This is a genomic window from Pantoea sp. y20 (genome assembly GCF_054903455.1).
On record NZ_CM142816.1, the window covers coordinates 1007899 to 1028962 of the forward strand.

21 protein-coding genes are annotated in these 21064 nt (G+C 56.8%); 15 read left to right on the top strand and 6 right to left on the bottom strand.

Going from position 1 to position 21064, the window contains the following annotated elements; all coding sequences use genetic code 11:
* Nucleotides 1-202: 202 nt before the first annotated feature.
* A complete protein-coding gene (locus ACYAC5_RS04565) occupies nucleotides 203-370 on the top strand; it encodes a hypothetical protein (RefSeq protein WP_168197444.1) in 168 nt (55 codons plus the stop codon).
* 37 nt (nucleotides 371-407) lie between these two features.
* Here the strand turns inward: ACYAC5_RS04565 and ACYAC5_RS04570 are convergent, their stop codons facing one another.
* The gene (locus ACYAC5_RS04570) at nucleotides 408-788 is read right to left on the bottom strand and encodes a winged helix-turn-helix transcriptional regulator (protein WP_192415363.1); all 381 of its coding nucleotides are present in this window, start codon (nucleotides 786-788) and stop codon (nucleotides 408-410) included.
* Nucleotides 789-887: 99 nt separating this feature from the next.
* Between ACYAC5_RS04570 and ACYAC5_RS04575 the strand changes: the two genes are divergently transcribed.
* Nucleotides 888-1619 (top strand): SDR family NAD(P)-dependent oxidoreductase, encoded by a 732-nt coding sequence (locus ACYAC5_RS04575; RefSeq protein WP_137385239.1) that lies wholly within the window; start codon nucleotides 888-890, stop codon nucleotides 1617-1619.
* Nucleotides 1620-1660: 41 nt separating this feature from the next.
* On the opposite strand, the gene ACYAC5_RS04580 is transcribed toward ACYAC5_RS04575, so the two are convergent.
* A complete protein-coding gene (locus tag ACYAC5_RS04580) occupies nucleotides 1661-2308 on the bottom strand; it encodes a CPBP family intramembrane glutamic endopeptidase (protein WP_110867779.1) in 648 nt (215 codons plus the stop codon).
* A 218-nt stretch (nucleotides 2309-2526) separates the two neighbouring features.
* Here ACYAC5_RS04580 and ACYAC5_RS04585 point away from each other — a divergent pair, with 218 nt between their 5' ends.
* From ACYAC5_RS04585 to ACYAC5_RS04595, 3 genes are all read left to right on the top strand, one after another.
* A complete protein-coding gene (locus tag ACYAC5_RS04585; RefSeq protein ID WP_462062477.1) occupies nucleotides 2527-5115 on the top strand; it encodes a bifunctional diguanylate cyclase/phosphodiesterase in 2589 nt (862 codons plus the stop codon).
* 347 nt (nucleotides 5116-5462) lie between these two features.
* Nucleotides 5463-5762, top strand: a complete 300-nt coding sequence (locus tag ACYAC5_RS04590) for an I78 family peptidase inhibitor (protein WP_101762485.1) — start codon at nucleotides 5463-5465, stop codon at nucleotides 5760-5762.
* Nucleotides 5763-5933: 171 nt separating this feature from the next.
* Nucleotides 5934-6251, top strand: coding sequence for a hypothetical protein (locus tag ACYAC5_RS04595; RefSeq protein WP_462062950.1), 318 nt, complete (start codon nucleotides 5934-5936; stop codon nucleotides 6249-6251).
* Nucleotides 6252-6263: 12 nt separating this feature from the next.
* On the opposite strand, the gene ACYAC5_RS04600 is transcribed toward ACYAC5_RS04595, so the two are convergent.
* Nucleotides 6264-6515, bottom strand: a complete 252-nt coding sequence (locus ACYAC5_RS04600; protein ID WP_101762483.1) for a biofilm development regulator YmgB/AriR family protein — start codon at nucleotides 6513-6515, stop codon at nucleotides 6264-6266.
* Nucleotides 6516-6907: 392 nt separating this feature from the next.
* On the opposite strand from ACYAC5_RS04600, the gene ACYAC5_RS04605 reads away from it, so the two are divergent.
* Entirely contained in the window at nucleotides 6908-8212 is a 1305-nt protein-coding gene (locus tag ACYAC5_RS04605; protein WP_277974576.1) for a multidrug efflux MFS transporter, read from the top strand.
* On the opposite strand, the gene ACYAC5_RS04610 is transcribed toward ACYAC5_RS04605, so the two are convergent.
* Entirely contained in the window at nucleotides 8151-11231 is a 3081-nt protein-coding gene (locus ACYAC5_RS04610; protein WP_277974577.1) for a beta-galactosidase, read from the bottom strand. The genes ACYAC5_RS04605 and ACYAC5_RS04610 overlap by 62 nt on opposite strands.
* Before the next feature lie 253 nt (nucleotides 11232-11484).
* Between ACYAC5_RS04610 and ACYAC5_RS04615 the strand changes: the two genes are divergently transcribed.
* From ACYAC5_RS04615 to ACYAC5_RS04645, 7 genes are all read left to right on the top strand, one after another.
* Complete coding sequence (locus tag ACYAC5_RS04615; RefSeq protein ID WP_167391187.1) at nucleotides 11485-11625, top strand: hypothetical protein; 141 nt, start codon at nucleotides 11485-11487, stop codon at nucleotides 11623-11625.
* 313 nt (nucleotides 11626-11938) lie between these two features.
* A complete protein-coding gene (gene iraP, locus ACYAC5_RS04620) occupies nucleotides 11939-12193 on the top strand; it encodes an anti-adapter protein IraP (RefSeq protein WP_277974578.1) in 255 nt (84 codons plus the stop codon).
* A gap of 102 nt (nucleotides 12194-12295) precedes the next feature.
* Complete coding sequence (locus ACYAC5_RS04625) at nucleotides 12296-12598, top strand: PsiF family protein (protein WP_101762479.1); 303 nt, start codon at nucleotides 12296-12298, stop codon at nucleotides 12596-12598.
* Between the two features lie 286 nt (nucleotides 12599-12884).
* Nucleotides 12885-14408, top strand: a complete 1524-nt coding sequence (locus tag ACYAC5_RS04630; RefSeq protein ID WP_101762478.1) for a sodium:solute symporter family protein — start codon at nucleotides 12885-12887, stop codon at nucleotides 14406-14408.
* Nucleotide 14409: 1 nt separating this feature from the next.
* Complete coding sequence (locus ACYAC5_RS04635; protein ID WP_277974579.1) at nucleotides 14410-15183, top strand: 6-phosphogluconolactonase; 774 nt, start codon at nucleotides 14410-14412, stop codon at nucleotides 15181-15183.
* Nucleotides 15176-16345 (top strand): N-acetylglucosamine-6-phosphate deacetylase, encoded by a 1170-nt coding sequence (locus ACYAC5_RS04640; protein ID WP_277974580.1) that lies wholly within the window; start codon nucleotides 15176-15178, stop codon nucleotides 16343-16345. The genes ACYAC5_RS04635 and ACYAC5_RS04640 overlap by 8 nt, the downstream gene beginning before the upstream one ends.
* Nucleotides 16346-16470: 125 nt before the next feature.
* Nucleotides 16471-18000, top strand: a complete 1530-nt coding sequence (locus ACYAC5_RS04645) for an FAD-dependent oxidoreductase (protein WP_462062479.1) — start codon at nucleotides 16471-16473, stop codon at nucleotides 17998-18000.
* Between the two features lie 141 nt (nucleotides 18001-18141).
* Here the strand turns inward: ACYAC5_RS04645 and proC are convergent, their stop codons facing one another.
* Nucleotides 18142-18954 carry a pyrroline-5-carboxylate reductase gene (gene proC / locus ACYAC5_RS04650; protein ID WP_110867772.1) on the bottom strand — a complete coding sequence of 271 codons (813 nt, stop codon included), beginning with the start codon at nucleotides 18952-18954 and terminating at the stop codon, nucleotides 18142-18144.
* 147 nt (nucleotides 18955-19101) lie between these two features.
* Here proC and ACYAC5_RS04655 point away from each other — a divergent pair, with 147 nt between their 5' ends.
* Entirely contained in the window at nucleotides 19102-19545 is a 444-nt protein-coding gene (locus ACYAC5_RS04655; RefSeq protein ID WP_008106050.1) for a YaiI/YqxD family protein, read from the top strand.
* On the opposite strand, the gene ACYAC5_RS04660 is transcribed toward ACYAC5_RS04655, so the two are convergent.
* On the bottom strand, nucleotides 19546-20238 hold the full coding sequence (locus ACYAC5_RS04660) for a DUF2076 domain-containing protein (RefSeq protein WP_217547419.1): 693 nt from the start codon (nucleotides 20236-20238) through the stop codon (nucleotides 19546-19548).
* A gap of 283 nt (nucleotides 20239-20521) precedes the next feature.
* Between ACYAC5_RS04660 and aroL the strand changes: the two genes are divergently transcribed.
* A complete protein-coding gene (gene aroL, locus ACYAC5_RS04665) occupies nucleotides 20522-21046 on the top strand; it encodes a shikimate kinase AroL (RefSeq protein ID WP_110867770.1) in 525 nt (174 codons plus the stop codon).
* Nucleotides 21047-21064 lie beyond the last annotated feature (18 nt).

The window sequence follows — 21064 nt, forward strand, 5'->3', positions numbered from 1 at the left end:
CTTTAACACCTTCTCGCTGGTACGGAATGTGTGGCTGGTCGTTCCCTTTTTTGATCCAGTATAGCTAAACGCGTTGAGAGTCAATTATCACCCTGAGCGGCTTTCTTGTCCGGCTCGCAAGATTATACGCATCGCAGTGCGCAACCGTAGCTCAATCTGGGCTAAACTATGCGGCCCTGATAAAAACGATGAGTGAGTTAACATGTCGAACGAAATTGCCCAACCAGCCAGCAGCCCAAAACAAGCTGCCTTGCAACTGGTGATTGAACTGGTGCGCGCGGGAAAACTGAGCCCGCTGCACGGTGATGCTTCCAACATGATTTCTATCTACGAACAGTTCAAAACCCATTTCGAAGCGGAAAAAGAGTAATTTTTTTGCCAGCGGTCGCCATGAATGAATGGCGGCCCTATGCGATCTCATCCGTGTGGGTGCGGTCGTACTCTTCCTGCGCGCGTTCCAGTGATGGACCGTGCTCCAGCGCCCAGTCATACAACGCGACAAACGGTTGTTGCAGCGTCTGTGCCAGCGGCGTCAGGCTGTATTCCACACCGATCGGCGCGGTGTTCAGCACTTCGCGATTCACAAGCCCATTACGCTCCAGCCGCTTTAACGCATCCGCCAACGCTTTGTGAGTGATGCCATCCAGCCGACGACGAATCTCGTTAAAACGCGACGGCTTAGTACAAAGCACGGTGAGAATTAAAATCGACCATTTATTGGTGATGTGCTCCAGCACCGGCCGGGTTTTTCCTACATCTCTCAAGCTGTTACCGTCGATCTCTGCCATGGCGATATACTCCGCGATATCTGGTATAAACAAAGTGCGTAATTGTTATTAAGTATAAAATATATACCATCAGCTTTCTACCCAAACAGGAGAGAGCAGATGAGCAGACTGGATAACAAAGTGGCAGTGGTACTGGGCGGCGCAAAAGGAATTGGTCTGGCAATCAGCCAGCGTTTTGCCAGTGAGGGCGCTACCACCTGGTTTACCTCGCGCCGTGACGAGGAGTTACAGACCGCTAGCAGCAGCATCAGCGGCAACGCGCATCCGCTGCGTGCCGATGTGAGCCAGCAGAGTGAATTGACGCGCATTATTGAAACGATCACGCGTGAATCCGGCCAGCTGGATGTGTTGGTGATCAACGCGGGGATGGCGGAGTACGCCACCATTGATGAGATTAGCGCTGAGCATTTTGATCACATCTTCGGCCTCAATGTGCGCTCGCCGGTGTTTGCCCTGCAGGCCGCGTTGCCGCTGCTGAAGCCCGGCGCCAGCGTGGTATTGATTGGTTCGATTGCCGATGTGATTGGCACCGAAGGATACGGCGTTTACAGCGCCAGTAAAGCCGCGCTGCGATCCTTTGCCCGTACCTGGACGCGTGAGCTCTCTGCGCGCGGCATCCGCATTAACGTGGTGGCGCCTGGCCCGATCGATACCGATATGATGCGGGCGGCTTCTGAAGAGGTGCGCAACGGCATCACCAGCACTATTCCGCTCAGCAGAATGGGCAAGCCCGAAGAGGTGGCCAACGTCGCGCTGTTCCTCGCCAGTGACGAGAGCAGTTACATCGCGGGCGCAGAAATCTGTGTGGATGGCGGTTTGACACAGGTGTAAGCATCATACATAGCCATCTCAGGATGGCTGTTTTGCTTTGGTCAGGCGAAATACCAGGCGGGCAGGATAGCGATTAAATTGTTCAGCGTGTGCAGGAAAATCGGTAGCGCCAGGCTGTTGCTGCGCAGGCGCGCGTAGCACAGCAGCATGGAAAACAGCGTTAAGGCAACCAGCGTTTCCCAGTGCACATATTGGGTATGCATCGCGGCGAACAGCAGGGAGGTGAGCAGCATGCAGGCCAAACGGCTTCTCGGCGCCCACAACAGAAAACCTTGCAGTAAAAATCCCCGGAACAGCACTTCTTCAAACACCGGCGCCAGCAGCACGGCGGTGAGCAGCAGAATCAACATCGAGCTGCGTCCCTGCTGCGATTGCGCAATCAGCCAGCCTTCGGGTTGCAGAAATTGCGTCTGCGCCACCATCAAAGCAAACAGTAAACCGATAAACAGCAGCGCCTGCATCGGCCGCACAAAGCCCAGCGGAATGTCGCTGCGACGCTGACAGTAAAAACGGTACAGCGGATAGATCACCGCAAACTCCACCAGGCATAGCACCGGCATCAGCAAGCCGTTGGTACGCAGCATCCCGTAATTGGGAAACAGCGTAACCAGCATGGTCACAAGGTAATAGACCACAAAGCTACCCACGTAGAACAGCGTTAACGTAACTTTGTCGGATTGGGTGTCCATAGGCGACTCAGCGAGCAGAGGAGAGCGCATAGTAGCAACGCCGATCATCCCTGTCGAGGTGGCGTGCTGCACATTTGCGCTGCTCAAATATTCCACCAACAAGACTAAATCTGCGGCGCTCGGGGCCGATAACCGATCAAACCCTACAGGGTGGAGATGTGCGCAGTCTGCGTTGTCATCCGCCTTTTTTTGCTGCCTGTATTCTACGAGCAATGCGCATGAATTCTGAGTTTCACCGGCACACGGCACTGGCCGCCAGGACCAATATGGAAGCACATACGGTAAGGCTGACGCGGCGCATTCTGCGCACCTTATCCTCGCTGCTGTTTGGCGTGCTACTTCTCTCTGTGGTGATGGTGCTGGTTATCGCCCATCGACAAAACATCGACTCAATCCAGCAGGATGCCAATCTGATGCGTCAGGCGTGGCAGCAACAGCAGCAACAGATGCTCGTCGATGCGCGCGATTATGCTAACTGGGGCGAAGGCTGGAAAAACCTGCATCTGACGGTCAATAAGGTTTGGGCGTGGGATGAAGAGAACTTTGGTCCGGGGCTTTACAAGGAGTATCACTACGACGGCGTGTTCGTGGTCGATGGCAATGGGAAAACCCGCTATGCGGTGATTAACGGTGAATTATCAGATGCTTCGATTGAGAGCTTGTTAGGCGCACAAAGCAACGTACTGCTAAGCGCGGCGCGCTCACGGCATGACGCCGTTGCAGGCAATGCGCTGGTGGAGAGTAACCCGGCGATCGTCGTGGCCGCACCGATTACGCCGGGCAAAGGACAGGATTTGCCGACGATGCCCGGCCCCGCTTCGGTCATGGTGTTCGTTAACATTTTCACGCCACAAAAACTGCAAACGCTGGGCACATCCCTGAATGTGATTGAACCGCGCATCGCCAGCGATCTAAACGATGCGCTGTTTGAGCCACGGCTGGTGGAGCCGGTGCTGCAGGGCGAACCCCTGGTGCTGCGCTGGCAGCCGAAAAATCCCGGCTTCGGCGTGATGTGGCTGATGATGCCGCTGCTGCTGTTCACCGCGCTGGCGGTGGCGCTGGTGACGCGTCGCGTGCTGCGGCATGCACTGCACAACGCGGTGATCTCCGATCGTCGCTTTGAAATGCTGGCGATCAGTCAGCGTGAGTTGGCCAACAGCGAAGAGCGTTTTCGCGATCTGGCGGAAGCCGCGTCGGACTGGATTTGGGAAGTCGACGCACAGGGCCGCCTCTGTTATCTCTCGTCGCGCTTTGCTGCGGTGACCGGCCATGAAGTGAAAAGCTGGATTGGACGTCCGCTCGATCAACTGCTGAGCCATCCCAGCCATTCGCTGGTCTCCTGGCTGATGCGTCAAGGCGAAGAGGTGAAACATGTGCCGCTGCGCTGCCAGTTTATGTCGGCCAACGGCGAGCGCCGCATTGGGCAGTTAATGGCGAAAGCCATTCGGCGTAACGGCTTGCGCTCGGGTTTTCGCGGCACGGTGTCGGATATCACTCATGAAGTGGACGCCGAAGCGCGCATTCAGTTTCTGTCACGTCATGACATGCTGACCGGCCTCGCGAACCGCATGCAGCTGCAGGAGTATTTAACCGCGTATCTGGAGTGCGTCAGCGCGGATGATCCGCTGTTTGTCATCAGTTTCGATCTCGATCAGTTCAAACCGATCAACGATACGTGGGGCCACGCGGTCGGTGATGACGTTCTGAATGAGATCTCGACACGGCTGAAAAGCTTGCTGGCGCCGAATGAACTGGCGGCCCGGCTCGGCGGCGATGCCTTTATTTTGCTGCTGCGCGAAAGCACGCGGGCGGGTGTGGAATATCGCTGTCGTGCGCTGCAGCGCATGGTGCATCAACCGATCATCAGCGGATCGCATCAAATCAGCCTCACCGCCAGCATGGGCATCGTATCAGCACCGCAGGATGCGGCTCAGCCGGAAGCGCTGTTACGCCTGGCCGATATTGCGCTGGCTCAGGCGCGCAGTGCCGGACGCGATCGGTGGGTTTGGTACTCCACCGATATGGCGAACCATCTGCAGTCAAAACGCGACATGGTGCAGGCGATTGAGGGCGCGCTGCACAATCACGCCTTCACGCTGCATTACCAGCCGCGCTATCAGCTGCAAAGCGGGCAGCTGGCTGGCGCTGAAGCGCTGATTCGCTGGCAGATAGCCGACGACCAATGGATCACACCCGATCGCTTTATTCCGTTAGCGGAAGAGAACGGCCTGATCGCTGCGATCAGCGATTGGGTGCTGATGCGCGCATGCGTGGACGCCCGCGATTGGGGCGAACAGCGCTATGTTTCTGTGAATATTTCGCCGGTGGAGTTTCGTAATAACGATCTGGTGCAGCGCGTGGCGCATGCGCTGGAGGTGAGTGGATTACCGGCCACACGGCTGGAGCTGGAGATCACCGAAAACGTCACTTTTGAGAATCCGGATCGCGCATTGGAGATCATGCAAGGCCTGCGCGCGCTCGGCGTGCGGCTGACGGTGGATGATTTTGGTACCGGCTATGCGGCGTTGGGCTATCTGAAAACCTTCCCATTCAACGGCTTGAAGATTGATCGTTCATGGATGAAGGAGTTCCCGGAATCGCAGCAGGCGCAATCGGTGGTGGCGGGGATTGTCGGCCTGGCGCGCGCGTTTGCGCTGACCATTACCGCAGAAGGGATTGAAACCGAAGCACAGCTAAAGGCGCTGAAAGCGCTGTCGTGTGAAGAAGGGCAGGGATATGTCCTTGGCCGACCCATGTCGCTGGCCGCCTTCAATGCGCGGTTACAGGAAGAGGAAACCGTGAATTGATTTTGCACACATTGTAGCGGCGCAATTCATTGCGTGAAAAATCGCGCCGCTACGAAATGTGTGCGGCTTTTTAACGCACTCTGATCGCAACAAACGTCATCAGAGCGGCGAAGCCAACAAAAATCACCAGTTCCATCATTGCCTCCTCGCTAAGAAAATTCTTAGTTAATTGTAGTGGCTGGCGGATTGATTTTTAGACAGTGCGTGCGATTAATCCTAACTTTTGAGAGGAAGATCGCCCTTTTGAGCTGATTAGTGCGACCAATCTGCTGTAAAAATTTCCGTTTCACGGTCACGCTTTGCTACTCTCAAAAACCGGTTGTCTATTTATCCAGGAGGAGAAACTTGTGACCCATTATGGAAAAGCGCTACTGGTAACGGCCTTTTTTGCCCTGACCGCGTGCCAGTCAGCCAGCAAACCTGACGCCAGCGCGGCTGCCAGCCACGATCCGGAAACCGATCAGTGCGGCGCATCGCAATACCAAAACTACGTTGGTCAGCCATTATCGACGCTCGACAACAAACGCTTCGCGGTGCCCGTGCGTGCTATTCCGTGGAATTCAGCGGTAACGATGGATTTCAATCTGCGTCGGATAAATTTCGCGGCGGATCAAAGCGGTAAAATTTCCCGGGTGTACTGCGGATAACAAAAAAACGACATTGCATTGTCATCTGGCTGTCACAGCGCCGGGCGAGGATAACTGCGCACTACGGAGATTTCCTCGTCACTCTCGAATATGCAATGTTCGTCTTATTTCTTCCCGCTGCGGCGGGAATTTTTTTATCTTTCGGCCTGCAAGGCTGATGGAGGAGTGATGATGAGAACGCGTGGAAAATTGCTGCTGTTAACGCTGTTGTTGAGTCCGCTGGCGCAGGCGTCGAGCGAAGCCGCATGGCAGCAGAACGACAAAAATATGCAGCAAAGCTGTCTCAAGGCCAGCGGCCTGAAGACAGTGAAAGTGGTGGGTAAGCCGATTAAGTATGATGACAGCGTGGGCTTTGATGCGCTGCTGCTGGAGGGTCGCTATCCGCAAAAGCACATGAAAAATCAGGTCGGACGCGAACTCTGCCTGTACCAGCGTCAAAGCGGCAAGGCATTTGTCAGCGAAGCCGACCATCTGCGTGCGGTAAAATAGTGGCGTGGGCCGCTATTTCTGCGGCCCCGATTCCAGCAGTTTTGCCAGTAAGTTGCGGTAGCTCTGCAGCTGCTGTTCATCCCCTTCAAATTCCAGCTTATCAATCACGCGCGCAATAATCGCTTTGCTGGTGGCAGGCTGTCCGTCATCCATCAGTTCGCGCATGATCGCCGCTAGCATGTCGCTCTCATGCGGTGCATGCCAGGCTGGGCTATTGAAGTAGTCGGTAATCGCCCGACTGGCGCTGTTTGGCTGGGTTCTCATAGCTGACCTCCGCAGAGACAACGATGCCCACCGCCGGATAATGGCAGCATGGGGAAATTGGGTTTAATCATGCGGACTGCCCAGAACAGACAGCGCGTCGCCAGTGATAACTGGTGGTTTTTTAAACATAGATGCGGTGTGGAATATTGTCAGTAACGTGTAGACATATTTTTTCACGTTTGCCTGCCATTGCGATGCGCTTATCTTGCGGCAGGCTGGGTTTCAGCACATAAAGACACTAAAAAACGGCTTTCAGACATGATTTGCTGTGAGCAAAATCACGCTCGACAGTGTAAAACTGCGTTTTTTCGCCCATGCCATGTTTTGCCGTCCGGTAATGTTATGAGATTGTTAGACTGAACTCTCGTTTCATTCTGCTGATGCCCACGCCCATGTTACGCTCCATCGAGTCCTGGAAAGTTAATCTGATATCCGTTTGGTTCGGCTGCTTTTTTACCGGCCTTGCTATCAGTCAGATCATTCCCTTCCTGCCGCTGTATGTGGAAGAACTCGGGATTCGTGGCGGTAACGCGCTCAGCATTTGGTCTGGGCTCACTTTCAGCGTCACCTTCATTGTTTCTGCCGCCGTCGCGCCGTTGTGGGGCAGCCTTGCTGACCGTAAAGGGCGCAAGCTAATGCTGCTGCGCGCCTCTTTCGGCATGGGCGCGGTGATTCTGCTGCAGGCGTTTGTCACTCAGGCGTGGCAGCTGTTGCTGCTGCGCGCGCTGATGGGCCTTACGTCCGGCTACATTCCCAATGCGATGGCGCTGGTGGCGGCGCAGGTGCCGCGCGAGCGCAGCGGCTGGGCGCTCAGCTGTGTTTCCACCGGGCAGATCAGCGGCGTCATTCTCGGGCCGATGATTGGCGGTTTGCTGGCGGACTGGCTCGGTTTACGCATGGTGTTTATCGTCACCGCCGTGCTGCTGATGGTGAGCTTTCTCGTCACCTTATTTCTGATAAAAGAGACCGGTTATACGCCGGTTAGCAAGCAGGACAAGCTGAGCGGGCGCGACGTGTTTCTCACCCTCGATAATCCGCGTTTAATGATCTGCCTGTTCTTCACCACCATGGTGATTCAGATGTGCAACGGCTCGGTGAACCCCATCCTGACGCTGTTCGTGCGCGAGCTGGCACCGAATGCGCAGAACATTGCGTTTCTCAGCGGGGTGATCGCCGCGTTGCCGGGCGTATCGGCGCTGATCTCCGCGCCACGGCTGGGTAAACTCGGCGATCGTATTGGCACGCAACGTATTCTGCTCGCCACCATGATGGTGTCATTATTGCTGCTGGTGGCGATGTCGTTCGTCACCAGCGCGACGCAGTTGGGCGTGCTGCGTTTCCTGTTGGGGTTTGCCGATGGTGCCATGATGCCGGCGGTGCAAACGCTGCTGGTGCGGCATTCACGCGATAACGTCACCGGGCGCATTTTCGGCTACAACCAATCGTTTATGTACTTGGGTAACGTGGCGGGTCCGCTGCTGGGCGCGGCGGTATCGGCGGCAACCGGCTATCGCTGGGTGTTCTTCGCCACGGCGATGGTGGTGATGGTTAACGTGATCTTCCTGCGCCGCTTCTATCGTCGGCCGAAAACCACGCTGACTCCACCTTTGAGCCAGCGTGAAACCGCAGAAAAACCTACTGACGCAACGTCAGCGCGTAGTGCCAGCGCTGCTGAGAAAGCAAAAACTCCGGGCTAACGCTTGGGCTCCATGAATCATCACCGCCGACGCCCATGTGGAAGCCATCGAGGTGCAGCCAGCACCCATCCTCTTGCTGCAATAAGTGGCGATGCGAGGTGGCACGCAGCTGTTCAAGGCTGAAGCGACTGAGCGAAAAGGCGAAGTCGCCGCTCACCTGCAAGCCATTGCTCTGTAACTGACGCGTGCCACAGCGCAAACCATTTTCACCGGGGAACACATACGCGGTGCTGAGCGCTGCCAGTGGCAGCTGCCAGCGCGAGAACTGCGCCGCCAGTTGGCGATCCGGATAGTTCTCGTGCGGGCCCAAACCGAGCCAGCTCACCTGCTGCGGCGACTTCGCCAGTTGGCAGCGCAGCCCGATGCGTGCCGGCGCCGGCAGACCGGGCGCCTGTTCCACATTGACGCTAATGGACAACTCACCGTTAGCATTAATTTGATAGCGTTTGTGGCTGGTGAAAGCCAGCTGACCGTTGGCCAGCCACTGATGCCAGGTTTCAATCAGCACGCTGTGTTTCAGGCTATCGACCTGCATATCCACCAGCACCGCTTGCAACTCATCGTAGCCCGCACGTTTCCAGCGCTCGACCCACGCATTGGGATCAACATTGGCAGCTTCGCTGGTGCCGATATCGTTATCAATCGGCGCACGAATAAAGCACTCCTGCAGCGGCGTGATCAGCGTTTCTTCATCATCAACAAACCATTGCACCAGCTCGCCACTGCGGCGCGAGAAGTGCCAGCGCTGCTGCGGCACAACCACCGCCACCAAATCGTGATTGGCGATCAGTTCCGGCGCGGTGGCACCGAGCTCTACGACGCGCACCGGCAGCGCAGCGGGCAGCGGCCACTGATCCCAGGCGACGCGCGCATCCGCTTCGGACCACGGCGTGGCGTTGATTTGATGCACCGCCAGATTCAGCCACGCGTTGCCCTGCAAATCTTCACTGGCGGGCAGCGTAAAGGTCTGGCTGCCTTGAGCGGCGAGATCGAGCGGCAATTCACCGCTGGCGATGGCAACGCCATCCTGCTCGATTGACCAGCGCAGCACTTCGTTATCGCTGCGGCGGAACAGATATTCGCTGCTGACGGTAAAGCGATACGGCTCGTTAGCGTCCCGCTGAAACTGGAAGAACTGCTGCGCGCGCTGGGCTTCAAACAGCGCCGGATGCGGTGAGCGGTCGGCAAAAACCAGCCCGTTCATGCAGAACTGGCGATCGTTCGGCGTATCGCCAAAATCTCCGCCGTAGGCTTGCCAGGCTTCACCGTTGTCGTCGTAGCGCGTCAGGCTTTGATCGACCCAATCCCAGACGAAGCCGCCCTGCAAGCGCGGGAACTGGCGGAAGGCTTGCCAGTATTTCGCGAAACCGCCAAAGCTGTTGCCCATCGCGTGGGCGTATTCACACAGAATCAATGGCCGCGTCTCGCCCGGCAAACCAATCCACTTTTTCAGCGACCACTTTGGCACCGCCGGAAAAGGCTGATCCTGATCGACGCGCGCGTACATCGGGCAGACGATATCGGTGGCGGCGGTGTTGGCGCCGCCGCCTTCGTACTGCACCGGACGCGTCGGATCGCTGCTTTTCACCCAGTGATAGAGCGCATCGTGCGTGCTGCCGTGACCTGATTCGTTGCCCAGCGACCAGATAATAATGCAGGCATGATTGCGGTCGCGCTGCACCATGCGCGTGACGCGCTCGCTGTAGGCGGCGAACCAGCGCGGATCGCTGGAGAGGCGATTCATGGGCTGCATACCGTGCGTTTCGATATTCGCCTCATCCACCACATACAAACCGTATTGATCGCACAGGCGATACCACAGCGGATGATTGGGATAGTGCGCGCAGCGTACCGCGTTGAAGTTGTGGCGCTTCATCAGCTCGATATCGCGGCGCATGCTGGCTTCATCCGCCACCTGACCGTGTTCCGGGTGATGTTCATGGCGGTTCACACCACGAATCAGCAGCGGCTTGCCGTTGAGGCACAATTGGCCCTGTTCAATGCTGACGCGGCGGAAACCGACGTCGTAAGCTTCGGCTTCGAGCACGGCACCGTTTTCATCCAGCAGCGTCACCACCGCGCGATAGAGATGCGGCGTTTCGGCGCTCCACAGTTGCGGCTGGTTGACCGGCAAAATCAGCAGGGCGCGTTCGGGATAATGACCGCGCTCGTCGATAATCGCACTGCCGGGTGCCTGTTCCTGCTCACCAATGCAGCTGTCGCCGCGCCACAAACTGACGCGCAATCGGCACTGCGCGGGCTGACGATCGCCGGCGTGGATCTTGACGCTGACACGCAGATCGCCGCGCAGGTATTCCGGGCTCAGCGCGGTTTCAATCTGCACATCGGCCAACTGCGTCTCCGGCTTATGCAGCAAGCTGACATCACGGAAGATGCCGCTCATGCGCCACATATCCTGATCTTCCAGATAGCTGCCATCGCACCAGCGCAGAACCATCACGGCTAAGCGGTTCTGGCCGGGCTGCAAGGCGTGAGTAAGATCAAACTCGGCGGGCAGGCGGCTATCCTGCGAATAGCCGATCCACTGGCCGTTACACCACAGGAAAAAGGCCGAATTTACGCCGTCGAAGATAATGCGCGTCTGGCCCTGTTGTAGCCAGCTAGCATCCACTTTGAATGTGAGCGAGTAGCATCCAGTAGGATTCTGTTGCGGCACCAAAGGTGGCGTGACCGGAATCGGATACTGCACGTTGGTATAAATTGGCGCGTCAAAGCCGTGCAGCTGCCAGTTTGCGGGCACCGGCAGCGCATCGGCGCCAGGCAAATCCTGCAGCAGCCAGCTTTGCGGTACCGCTTCCGGCTGCGTGAAGTAGCTGAAGCTCCATTGGCCGTTCAATAGCTGGCGCGAAGGCGAAGGGCGGTCATCGCGCGCGCTGATTTCGTCGCGCCAGCTGGCAAACGGCGGATGCGCATCCAGTCGATTAAGGCTGGTGATCACCGGATTTTCCCAGTCACGGCGCGCCAGAATTTCACTCAGGGAGACAGCAGATAAGCTCATGATGAGATCTCATTTATTGTAATGCGCTCACATTGCGTGAAATCGCACCGGCTGTAAAGCGATCAACCACGATTTTGCGCAGCGCGTTGGCAGCAATCTATGCCACCCGTGCAATGCTTTTGCCGCTTTAGTGCCAGTAAATTGTTAAGCGTGGTGAGCAGAGATGAATAGCGCCGGGTTGCGGAGGATTCTGTATTGTCGTGCCCGATGCGGCCTCATACACTCAGCCCGATTTCACCATTTCGAGGTAATTATGGTCCGTATGATTAAAATGGCCGCAGTTGTGGCATTGGTCACCGCGCTGAGCGGTTGTATTTTCCCACCTCCGGGTGGCGGCGGTTGGGGCGGCGGCCATGGTGGCGGTCCGGGACGAGGATTTATGGGGCCGCATTAATACCCATCATAATTCAGGCTGCAGGTGCGTTGGCTGCGTGCATTCACCTTCAGTCACTTACTGAAGTAAGCTCCTGAGGATGATTGCACTTGCCGCCTTCCTGCACCTCGAATTATTCAGGGCATAGGTGAGCGAAACGTTTCAATAAATCTTTGAACGTCCAGTGAAACGTTTCGCTATTAACTATTGAAATCTAGCCGGTTTTTTTATTCTGCCGTTTGGCTGTTTTTTCTCTAAAACGGCTTAAAAATCCTTGTTGTTTTATTCAGCGCAATGCTAACGTCTGTTTTTCTTCTCTCATTGAGCTTGTCGCATGAAAAACCTGATTGCGGAACTCCTTCTAAAGCTGGCTGAAAAAGAAGAAGAGTCTAAAGAATTAGTGGCTCAGGTTGAGGCATTAGAAATCGTGTTAACCGCGATGTTGCGCAAACTGGATCCTGATCAATTCCACGACATTGAGGCCGCTATTAAATTAGCCATGCCGCCCGTCGCCCCCGCGGCTGAAACGCCCGATACCACCATGCTGCGTAATTACGTAGAGAAGTTGCTGCATCATCCGCGCGTATAATGGCTATCGCCTGTTTTTGCAGGCAATTGTCATTATCGATTTCTCGTATTTGCTTATTCCGTGCCATGCTTAGAGAGCAATAATGCTACGGAGAATCCGGTAATGAAATCGTGTCTTTTGGCAATAATGACAGCAGGCTTGCTGATTGCAGGCGGAGCGAGTGCGGCAGAGAAAACCGCACAGCAGGAAAAAATGACCCAGTGTAACCAGAGCGCCGGTACACAAAATCTGAAAGGCGATGCGCGTAAAAGCTTTATGAGTGACTGTCTGAAAAAAGACAGCAAAATAGGCAGTATGACGCCGCAACAAATGAAGATGAAAACCTGTAATGCTGATGCGAGCGATAAAAAGCTCACCGGCGATGCACGTAAAACGTTTATGAGTTCGTGCCTGAAGAAAAGCTGATTTAATTAGCGATAATCGTCGCCGTTTTTAAATCACTCATGCGTGAAAAGGAATAAGGGTTCATGTTTAGCGTGAACCCTTTTTTATTGCTGTAAGCTGCGGCGCAGACATATTCAATTTTACTTATCACGTCAGAGGAAAAACTCATATCAGGATCCTCATCACAAAACCGCACCGATAACGCTGCCAGGATGCTTTAGTCCTAAATGATGACTAATTATTTCATCCGCTCAATCCCCGCGAAGCCAGAGCGTTCGTTGGGCAGCCTTTACCTGTGGAGTCTGCTATGAATGTGCTTGATTATGCTGTGATGGCGCTTTATGCGCTGATGATTGTGGCTATAACCTTGTGGGCGATGCGCAAGGTGGGCAGCACGCGTGATTTCTTTGCGGCTGGCGGCAAAATGCCGTGGTGGCTGTCGGGCGTGTCGCATCATATGTCAGGATACAGCGCGGCGGTTTTTGTCGCCTATGCGGCGGTGGCTTACAACATGGGCATCACCATCTATTTTTGGTGGGCGTTTCCCATCGCGATCGCGGTGTTGATAGGTTCACGCCTGTTTGCGCCGCGCTGGGCGCGCTTGCGCATCTATATGAACATCGAATCGCCGATGGAATATCTCGCCACGCGCTACAACTTGCCAACGCAAATGGTGCTGGCGTGGAGCGGGGTGCTGCTGAAAACCTTTGACGTCGGCGCGAAGTGGGCGGCAATTGCGGTGATCATCAACGTCTTCACCGGACTCGATCCGCTGATTGGCATCTGTGTATCTGGCGCGCTGAGTTTGTTTTACACCGTGATGGGCGGATTGTGGGCGGATGCCTGCAACGACTTCGGCCAGTTCGTGGTGCAGTTTGTGGCCGCGATTGTGATGGTGGTGGCGGTGGCGGTGCATCTCGGCGGCTTTGCTGAGCTGTTCACCATCTGGCAGCGTTTGCCGCCAACCCACACCCAGATCATTCAGGAGCCGTACAGCATCGGCTTTATTCTCGCCTATTTCGTCATCTACACGCTGAGCTATAACGGCGGCACCTGGAATCTGGCGCAGCGCTTTATAGCCGCGCCCGCCGGCCGCGATGCACGCAAAGCGGCGCGCCTCTCCGCCGCGCTCTATCTCATCTGGCCGCTGATTCTGTTCTGGCCGATGTGGGCTGCGCCGCTGCTGTTTCCCAATCTTAGCGATCCCTCGCGCTCTTATTCGATGATGGCGATGGAGCTGCTGCCGAATGGTTTAGTGGGTTTGGTGCTGGTGGCGATGTTTACTCACACGCTGTCGATGACCTCGTCGGATGCCAACGCCATTACGGCGGTGGTGACGCGCGATATCCTGCCCGGCATGCTGCCGAAACACTTTCAGCGCGGTAAAAGCTCGCTGCTGGTGGCGCGGCTCACCGCTTTTATCTTCATTATCACCACGCTGGTTATTGCCATGAACGCCAGCCACTTCGGCGGCGTGCTGTCGCTGCTGATCATCTGGTTTGGCGGCTTAGTCGGCCCGATCTCCATTCCCATGCTGCTGGGTTTGCTGCCGGCATTTCGTCGCAGCGGCAGCGCCGCCGCGCTGGTGAGTTGGGCGATCGGCGTCGGCACTTTCTTCTGCGTGAAATTTGTCTTTACCGATGTCAGCACCGCCACCGTGGTGGCTGCGCCGGTGATGTCCTCGCTGGTGCTGTTTGTGGTGATGGGCTGGTTACGCCGCGCGCCGGTGCGCCCGGAAGTAGATCAGCTGCTGAACGCACTCAATCAGGATCAGGATGCGCCAGCCGCACAGCGCTGGGCGCATAAAAGTAACGTCTCTCAGGAGGGATAACATGACGCTCTTACAACAGGGAACCCGAGATCGCTTACGGATCAAACGCTTCGCCAGCCGCGCGGCATTAGGTGCTGCTGCGGCGCAGGATGTGGCCGCGTTTCTGCGTCAACGGCTGAGTGAACAGCATGTGGTGCGCATGGTGTTTGCCGCCGCGCCCTCGCAAAACGAGTTTCTCGGCGCGCTGGTTGCGGCCGCGGATATCGACTGGTCGCGCATTCATGCCTTCCATATGGACGAGTACATCGGGCTGGAGACGGATGCGCCGCAGCGTTTCAGCCACTTTTTACGCCAGAAGCTGTTTGATGTGGTGCAGCCTGGCGAAGTTCACTTGATCCCATCTTGCGGCGATCCTGCCGCGATCTGTGCGGATTACGCGGCAAAACTTACCGCTGCACCGATTGATGCGGTGTGTCTGGGGATTGGCGAGAACGGCCATTTAGCCTTCAACGATCCGCCAGTGGCCGACTTCAACGATCCTATCACCGTTAAGGTGGTGCAACTGGATAATACCTGCCGCCAGCAGCAGGTTAACGATGGCTGTTTCGCCAGTTTCGAGGCGGTACCGACGCATGCCGTGACGCTAACGATTCCCGCCTTGATGAGCGGTGCGCGGCTGTTCTGCATGGTGCCGGGTGCGAGCAAACGCGCGGCGGTGCGCGCAACGCTTGAGGATGCGATCTCCACCGCGTGTCCGGCGACGTGTCTGCGCCAGCATGCCGATTGTACGCTCTATACCGACAGCGATGCCTGCCCGGAGGTGACCTTTGACTAACCTCATTTTGCGCGGTCGCGATTACCGCACGCTGCAACCGATTGAGCTGGAGATTGAGCACGGCACCATTAGTGATGTGCGCGCGCTGAATAAACTGGAAGAGGAGATCATCCTCGCGCCGGGCTTGGTCGATCTGCAGGTCAACGGCTTTCAGGGCGTCGATTTCAACCACTTTCCTTTTAGCGAAGAGGATGTGCTAAACGCCACGTGCGCGCTGTGGCAGCAGGGCGTCACCAGCTTTCTGCCAACGGTGATCACCGCCATGCCGGAGGAAATTGCGCAGGCGATGCAGCGACTCGCCAGCGCCCGCCAGCATCATCCTGACGTGGCACGCGCCGTTCCGGGGTTTCATCTGGAAGGACCTTTTTTGTCGCCTGAAGATGGGCCGCGCGGTGCGCATCCGCGCGAGGCGATTCGCGCACCGGATATTGCGCTGTTCGACAGCTGGCAGCAAGCCGCGCAGCAGCATATTCGCCTGCTCACGCTGTCGCCGGAATGGCCGCACAGCGATGCGCTGATCAAACATTGTGTGGCGCAGCAGGTGCGCGTCGCCATTGGGCATACGTCCGCCACGCCAGCGCAAATTCACGCGGCGGTTGACGCGGGCGCGACGCTCTCCACCCATCTCGGCAACGGCGCGCATCTGCAACTGCCGCGTCATCCCAATTACATCTGGCAGCAGCTGGCGGAAGATGCGCTGACGGCCACGTTGATTGCCGATGGCGATCACCTGCCGGCGGACGTGTTGAAAGTGTTCCTGCGTGCCAAAGGCGAGCAGGCGCTGCTGGTCAGTGACGTCACCTCGTTCGCTGGGCAGCCGCCGGGCATCTACGACACCGCGATTGGCGGCCGCGTGCAGCTTAGCGCTAGCGGACGCCTGAGCATCGCCGATGCGCCGCAGCTGCTGGCGGGATCGGCGCGTGGTTTGCTGGAGGGCGTGAACTTCCTGCTGCGCCACCAGCTGGCGACGCTGGCGCAGGCGATTGAGATGGCGTCTGTTCGTCCGGCGCGGCAGCTCAATCTGCCACAGCAGCAAGGTTTGGCCTGCGGCGCACCCGCCGATGTGCTGCTGCTGGCTGCTCAGGCGGACGGCGGCGTGGCTTTACGCGGCTGTGTGAAGCAAGGCGCTGTCGTGTGGCGGGATGGTGAAGATTATCTTTAGCGAATAAACAATAACTTACCTACCTCAGCGCGTTGTTGATGCGGACAAATCACCATGCTTTGCCAGGCTTACTCTTTGTAGGGATTTGCTGAATACCTCAAAAACCACAAGAAAGGAGGCCTAACGTGAGCTATCAAACTGTCGTGGAACTCAAGTCGCTGGCACAGCGCAAACCCACTAAATTTACCGTCGGCGACACCGATGTGGTACTGATTCGTGACGATGAGCGGGTGCAGGCGTTTCAGGCCAAATGCCCGCACGCCGGGGCGCCGTTAGAGCAGGGCGCGGTGTGTGGCGACAAGCTGATCTGTCCGTGGCACAAAGCGGTGTTTCAGCTACAGGATGGGCAGATGTGCGAGCCGCTGGCGCTGGCGAATCTCAAGCGTTATCCGGTGCGCATCGAACAAGGCAAAGTGCTGGTCAGCCCGCAGGCGATGTCGCCCGCCAGTGCGCCCTCCGCACAAGGTGAGTCGCTGGTATGCGTGATTCTCGGTTCGGGCGCGGCGGGGAGTGCGGCGATCTGGACGCTGCGCGATGAAGGTTTTAAAGGGCATATTGTGTTGATCGAGCGGGAATCGGCCGCACCTTACGATCGCACCGCACTGAGCAAATTCGTGCCGTCCGGCAAAATGGCGATTGAGGATGTACCTAAGCTGCTGCAGCAGGATGTGCTGGGCACGGTGGAGCGGATTGAGGGCGATGTCGAGCAGCTCAAAGCGCTTGAGCAAACGCTGATCCTCAAAGGCGGTCAGCAAGTGAAGTTTGACCAACTGCTCATTGCCAGCGGCGGCGTGCCGCAACCGCTCGATATACCGGGTAAAGATCTCGACGGCGTGCATCTGCTGCGATCGCTTAATCAAGCCGATGAGTTACTCAAAGAGGTGGATAAAACCGAGCAGCTGGTGATTATCGGCAACAGCTTTATCGGCATGGAGATGGCAGGTTCGCTGCGTAATCGTGATGTTGATGTCACGGTGATTGCGCGCCAGCCGCTGCCGTTTGCTAAACAGTTTGGCGAAGAGATTGGCCGCCACTTTTACGATCTGCATCGCAGCAACGGCGTGAAGTTTGTCGAAGGCGATCCCGTGGCGCTGGAAGGCGAGGGCAAAGTCACTGCCGTGCGCCTGAAGAGTGGCAAAAAAGTCGATGCCAGCCTGGTGCTGTTTGGCACGGGCGTGGTGCCGGCGACCTCATTCATCCACGACCTGCCGCTGGAAGAAGATGGCAGCTTGCTTACCGACAGCCAGCTGCGCGTGGCCGATAACATCTGGGTGGCCGGTGATATCGCCAGTTATCCGTCAGTGCAGGGCCCACAACGCATTGAGCACTATCGCGTGGCGCACCAGCAAGGGCGCATCGCGGCGCTGAATATGTTAGGGAAACAGATCCTGTATGACCGCGTGCCGTTTTTCTGGACCGCGCATTACGGTACCCGCTATGAGTATCTGGGGCATGCGGAAGAGTGGGACGATTACCGGCTGCTGGGATCGCTGCAGAATAAGCAGTTTATCGCTTTCTATTGTCAGGAGGGGATGATTACGGCGGTGTGTTCTGCCGGGTTATATACGCTGACAGCAGCGCTGGTGCAGGAGATGCAGCAGCCCATGACGCTGGCGCAGGGTATTGCGCTGTATGAGGCGTACGCAGCGGCCTGATGCCCTCTCCCACAGGAAGAGGGAGACGCAGCCACATGCCCGATCGGACCCCTCTCCCGCATGCGCGAGTTTGCCACATGCCCGATCGGACCCCTCTCCCGCTTGCGGGAGAGGGGTAGCGTGAGGGGCAAAGCGCACCGATCACTGCTTACTCAACGCCTCAGACTTCGCCATACACTGCTGCATCGCATTAATCACCGCGGCGCGGAAGCCTTTCTCTTCCAGCACTTTCACCGCTTCGATGGTGGTGCCGCCTGGCGAGCACACCATATCTTTCAGCTCGCCGGGATGCTTGCCGGTTTCCAGCACCATCTGCGCCGAACCTTTGACCGCCTGCGCCGCAAACTGATATGCCTGCGCACGCGGCATGCCGCCGAGCACCGCCGCATCGGCCATCGCTTCGATAAACATAAACACATAGGCTGGCGCTGAGCCGCTCACGCCAACCACCGCGTGAATCAGGTATTCATTTACCACCGCCGCTTTGCCGAAGCTTTCGAAAATCCCCACCACTTCATCCACTTCATGCGCTTCCACTAGCACGTTTGGCGTCACCGAGGTCATACCTTCGTTAACCAGTGATGGCGTATTGGGCATCACGCGGATGATTTTGCGATCGTGGCCGAGCACCGATGCCAGAGAATCCAGCGTCACGCCTGCGGCAATCGAGACCACCAGCACATCTTTCTTCAGCTGGCCGGCAAGATCTTTCAGCACTTTGAGAATCACATTGGGTTTCACCGCGCCAAACAGAATATCCACTTCGCGCGCCAGACTTTCCACGCTGTCTGCGGCGGTGACGCCATATTGCTGCGCCATCGCTTGATTGGTGGCGGGCTTACGGTCGAATACCCAGATATTGGCGGGGGCGATCTGCCCGCTGTTGACCAGTCCGCTAATGATGGCTTTCGCCATATTGCCGCAGCCGACAAACCCGATTTTTTTATCCAGCATCGCTTTATCCTCTAAGTGGTTCATTTTCTGTGGGGGTAAGCTTACGTCAGCGAGGATTAATAACAAGGCGGGCGGCCAGCAAAAACAGTTGCCATTCTGCCGCAGCACGGCAAGATCAGCCTCATTGTCTGTGAAAAAGGAGTCATCATGTCGATTTGGGTTGATGCCGATGCCTGTCCCAATGTCATCAAAGAAGTGCTGTACCGCGCGGCTGAGCGCACCAAAGTTACCGTGACCTTTGTCGCCAACCAACCGCTGCGCGTGCCGCCGTCGCCGTGGCTGAAAACGCTGCAGGTTGCTGCCGGGTTTGACGTGGCGGATAACGAGATTGTGAAACGGGTGCAGCCCGGCGAGCTGGTGATCACCGGCGATATTCCGCTGGCGGCAGAAGTACTGGAGAAGGGCGCTGCGGCGCTGAATCCGCGCGGAGAGCGTTATTCGACAGACACCATTCGTCAGCGCTTAACCATGCGTGACTTTATGGAAACGATGCGCGCCAGCGGGATTCAGAGTGGCGGCCCGTCGACCTTAAGCCAACGCGACCGCCAACTGTTCGCCAATGAATTAGATAAGTGGTTACGTCAGCGCTGATCAGACGAAGCTATCATCGTCGTCAAAGTCGCCGCCGCTGCCAAAGTCACCGAAATCATTGTTGTCCGCCAGGTTGTTATCCCAGCCCGAGTTATCATTCAGGAACGCATTGTTGCTGTCGTTGCCGTTAAAGGTGTCGAGGCTGTTATCGACCTGCGGCAGCGCCGGTTCGTTGATGATGTTAACGATCTCTTCCGGCTGCGAATGGTGGAACATGCTGGTCAGCATATCCGCCATCACCACGCCGCCCGCCACGCCAACGGCCGTCTGCAATGCGCCGCCGAGGAAGCCGGTGCCGCGTGCCGCAGGCGCAGCAGATTGCTGCTGTGGTGGCGCATATTGCTGTTGTGGCTGCGGCGGTGGATTCCCCCACGCTTGCTGATGTTGCGCCGCCGGGCGCGATCCGCCACCAAACAGGCTGGAAAGAAAACCGCCGCTGCTCTGCTGCGGTGCCTGTTGCTGCTGCGCCTGCGCCAGACGATTTTCCAGATCCGTAACCTGCGCATTAAGCTTTTTCAGCGCCGCTTCCTGAATCAGGATCGCCTGTGACATGTAGTAAGGCGCGCCGGGCTGATTCTGTAAATGCTGTTTGATTAACTGCTCTGCGCCAGCATCACGCGGGCCGCTTTGCGTCTCAGCCTGTTTCAGTCGGCTGAACAGGTTTTCAATAAGTTGTTGTTCTTCGCTTTGCATGGGGAACCCTCCGTTAAGGTATGCCTCATATATGAGGGCGCGACCAGAGAAAGTAAATCAGCGGCCTGGTAAGGAAATGTTGGCCGCTGTTACATTTGGCCCGATGCACGATTCATGCATTGTTTTTTGCAGCTTAATCAAAAGACTAGCTTAGGATGTGACTGAAATACGCGTAAATCGTGCCTCGCGGGTGGCTGATAAAATAAAATCCAGGTATTATGCGACGCATTATTGACCTGATGACGTTGCCCGTGCGGCACATTACGGCGGAGGATGAGCCCGGATGTCATTACCCATCTATCTGATCGGCGCACGCGGTTGCGGTAAAACCACGGTTGGCCAGGCGCTGTCGCAAGCGCTGGGCTATGCCTTCAACGATACCGATCACTATTTGCAACTCACTACGCAACGCAGCGTGGCGGAGATTGTCGCATCTGAAGGGTGGGATAGCTTCCGCGCCCGCGAAACGGAATCGCTGCGCGCAGTCACCGCTCCGAATACGGTCATCGCCACCGGCGGCGGCATGGTGCTGGCGGAAGTGAATTGTCGCTTTATGCGCGAACACGGCCAGGTGATTTGGCTGAACGCGCCTTCAGACGTGCTGGCCGATCGTCTGGAACATCAGCCGGAAGCCGCGCAGCGTCCCACCTTAACCGGCCGCCCGATTGCCGAAGAGATGGGCGATATTTTGCGTGAGCGTGCTCATTTGTATCGCCAAACTGCGCATCATGAAGTCAACGCGATGCAATCGCCCGATCGCGTAGTAGAGCAAATTCTGCAATCGCTCTCTTTAGCGCGCGCCAGCTAAACCCTCAGATTTCTCTCT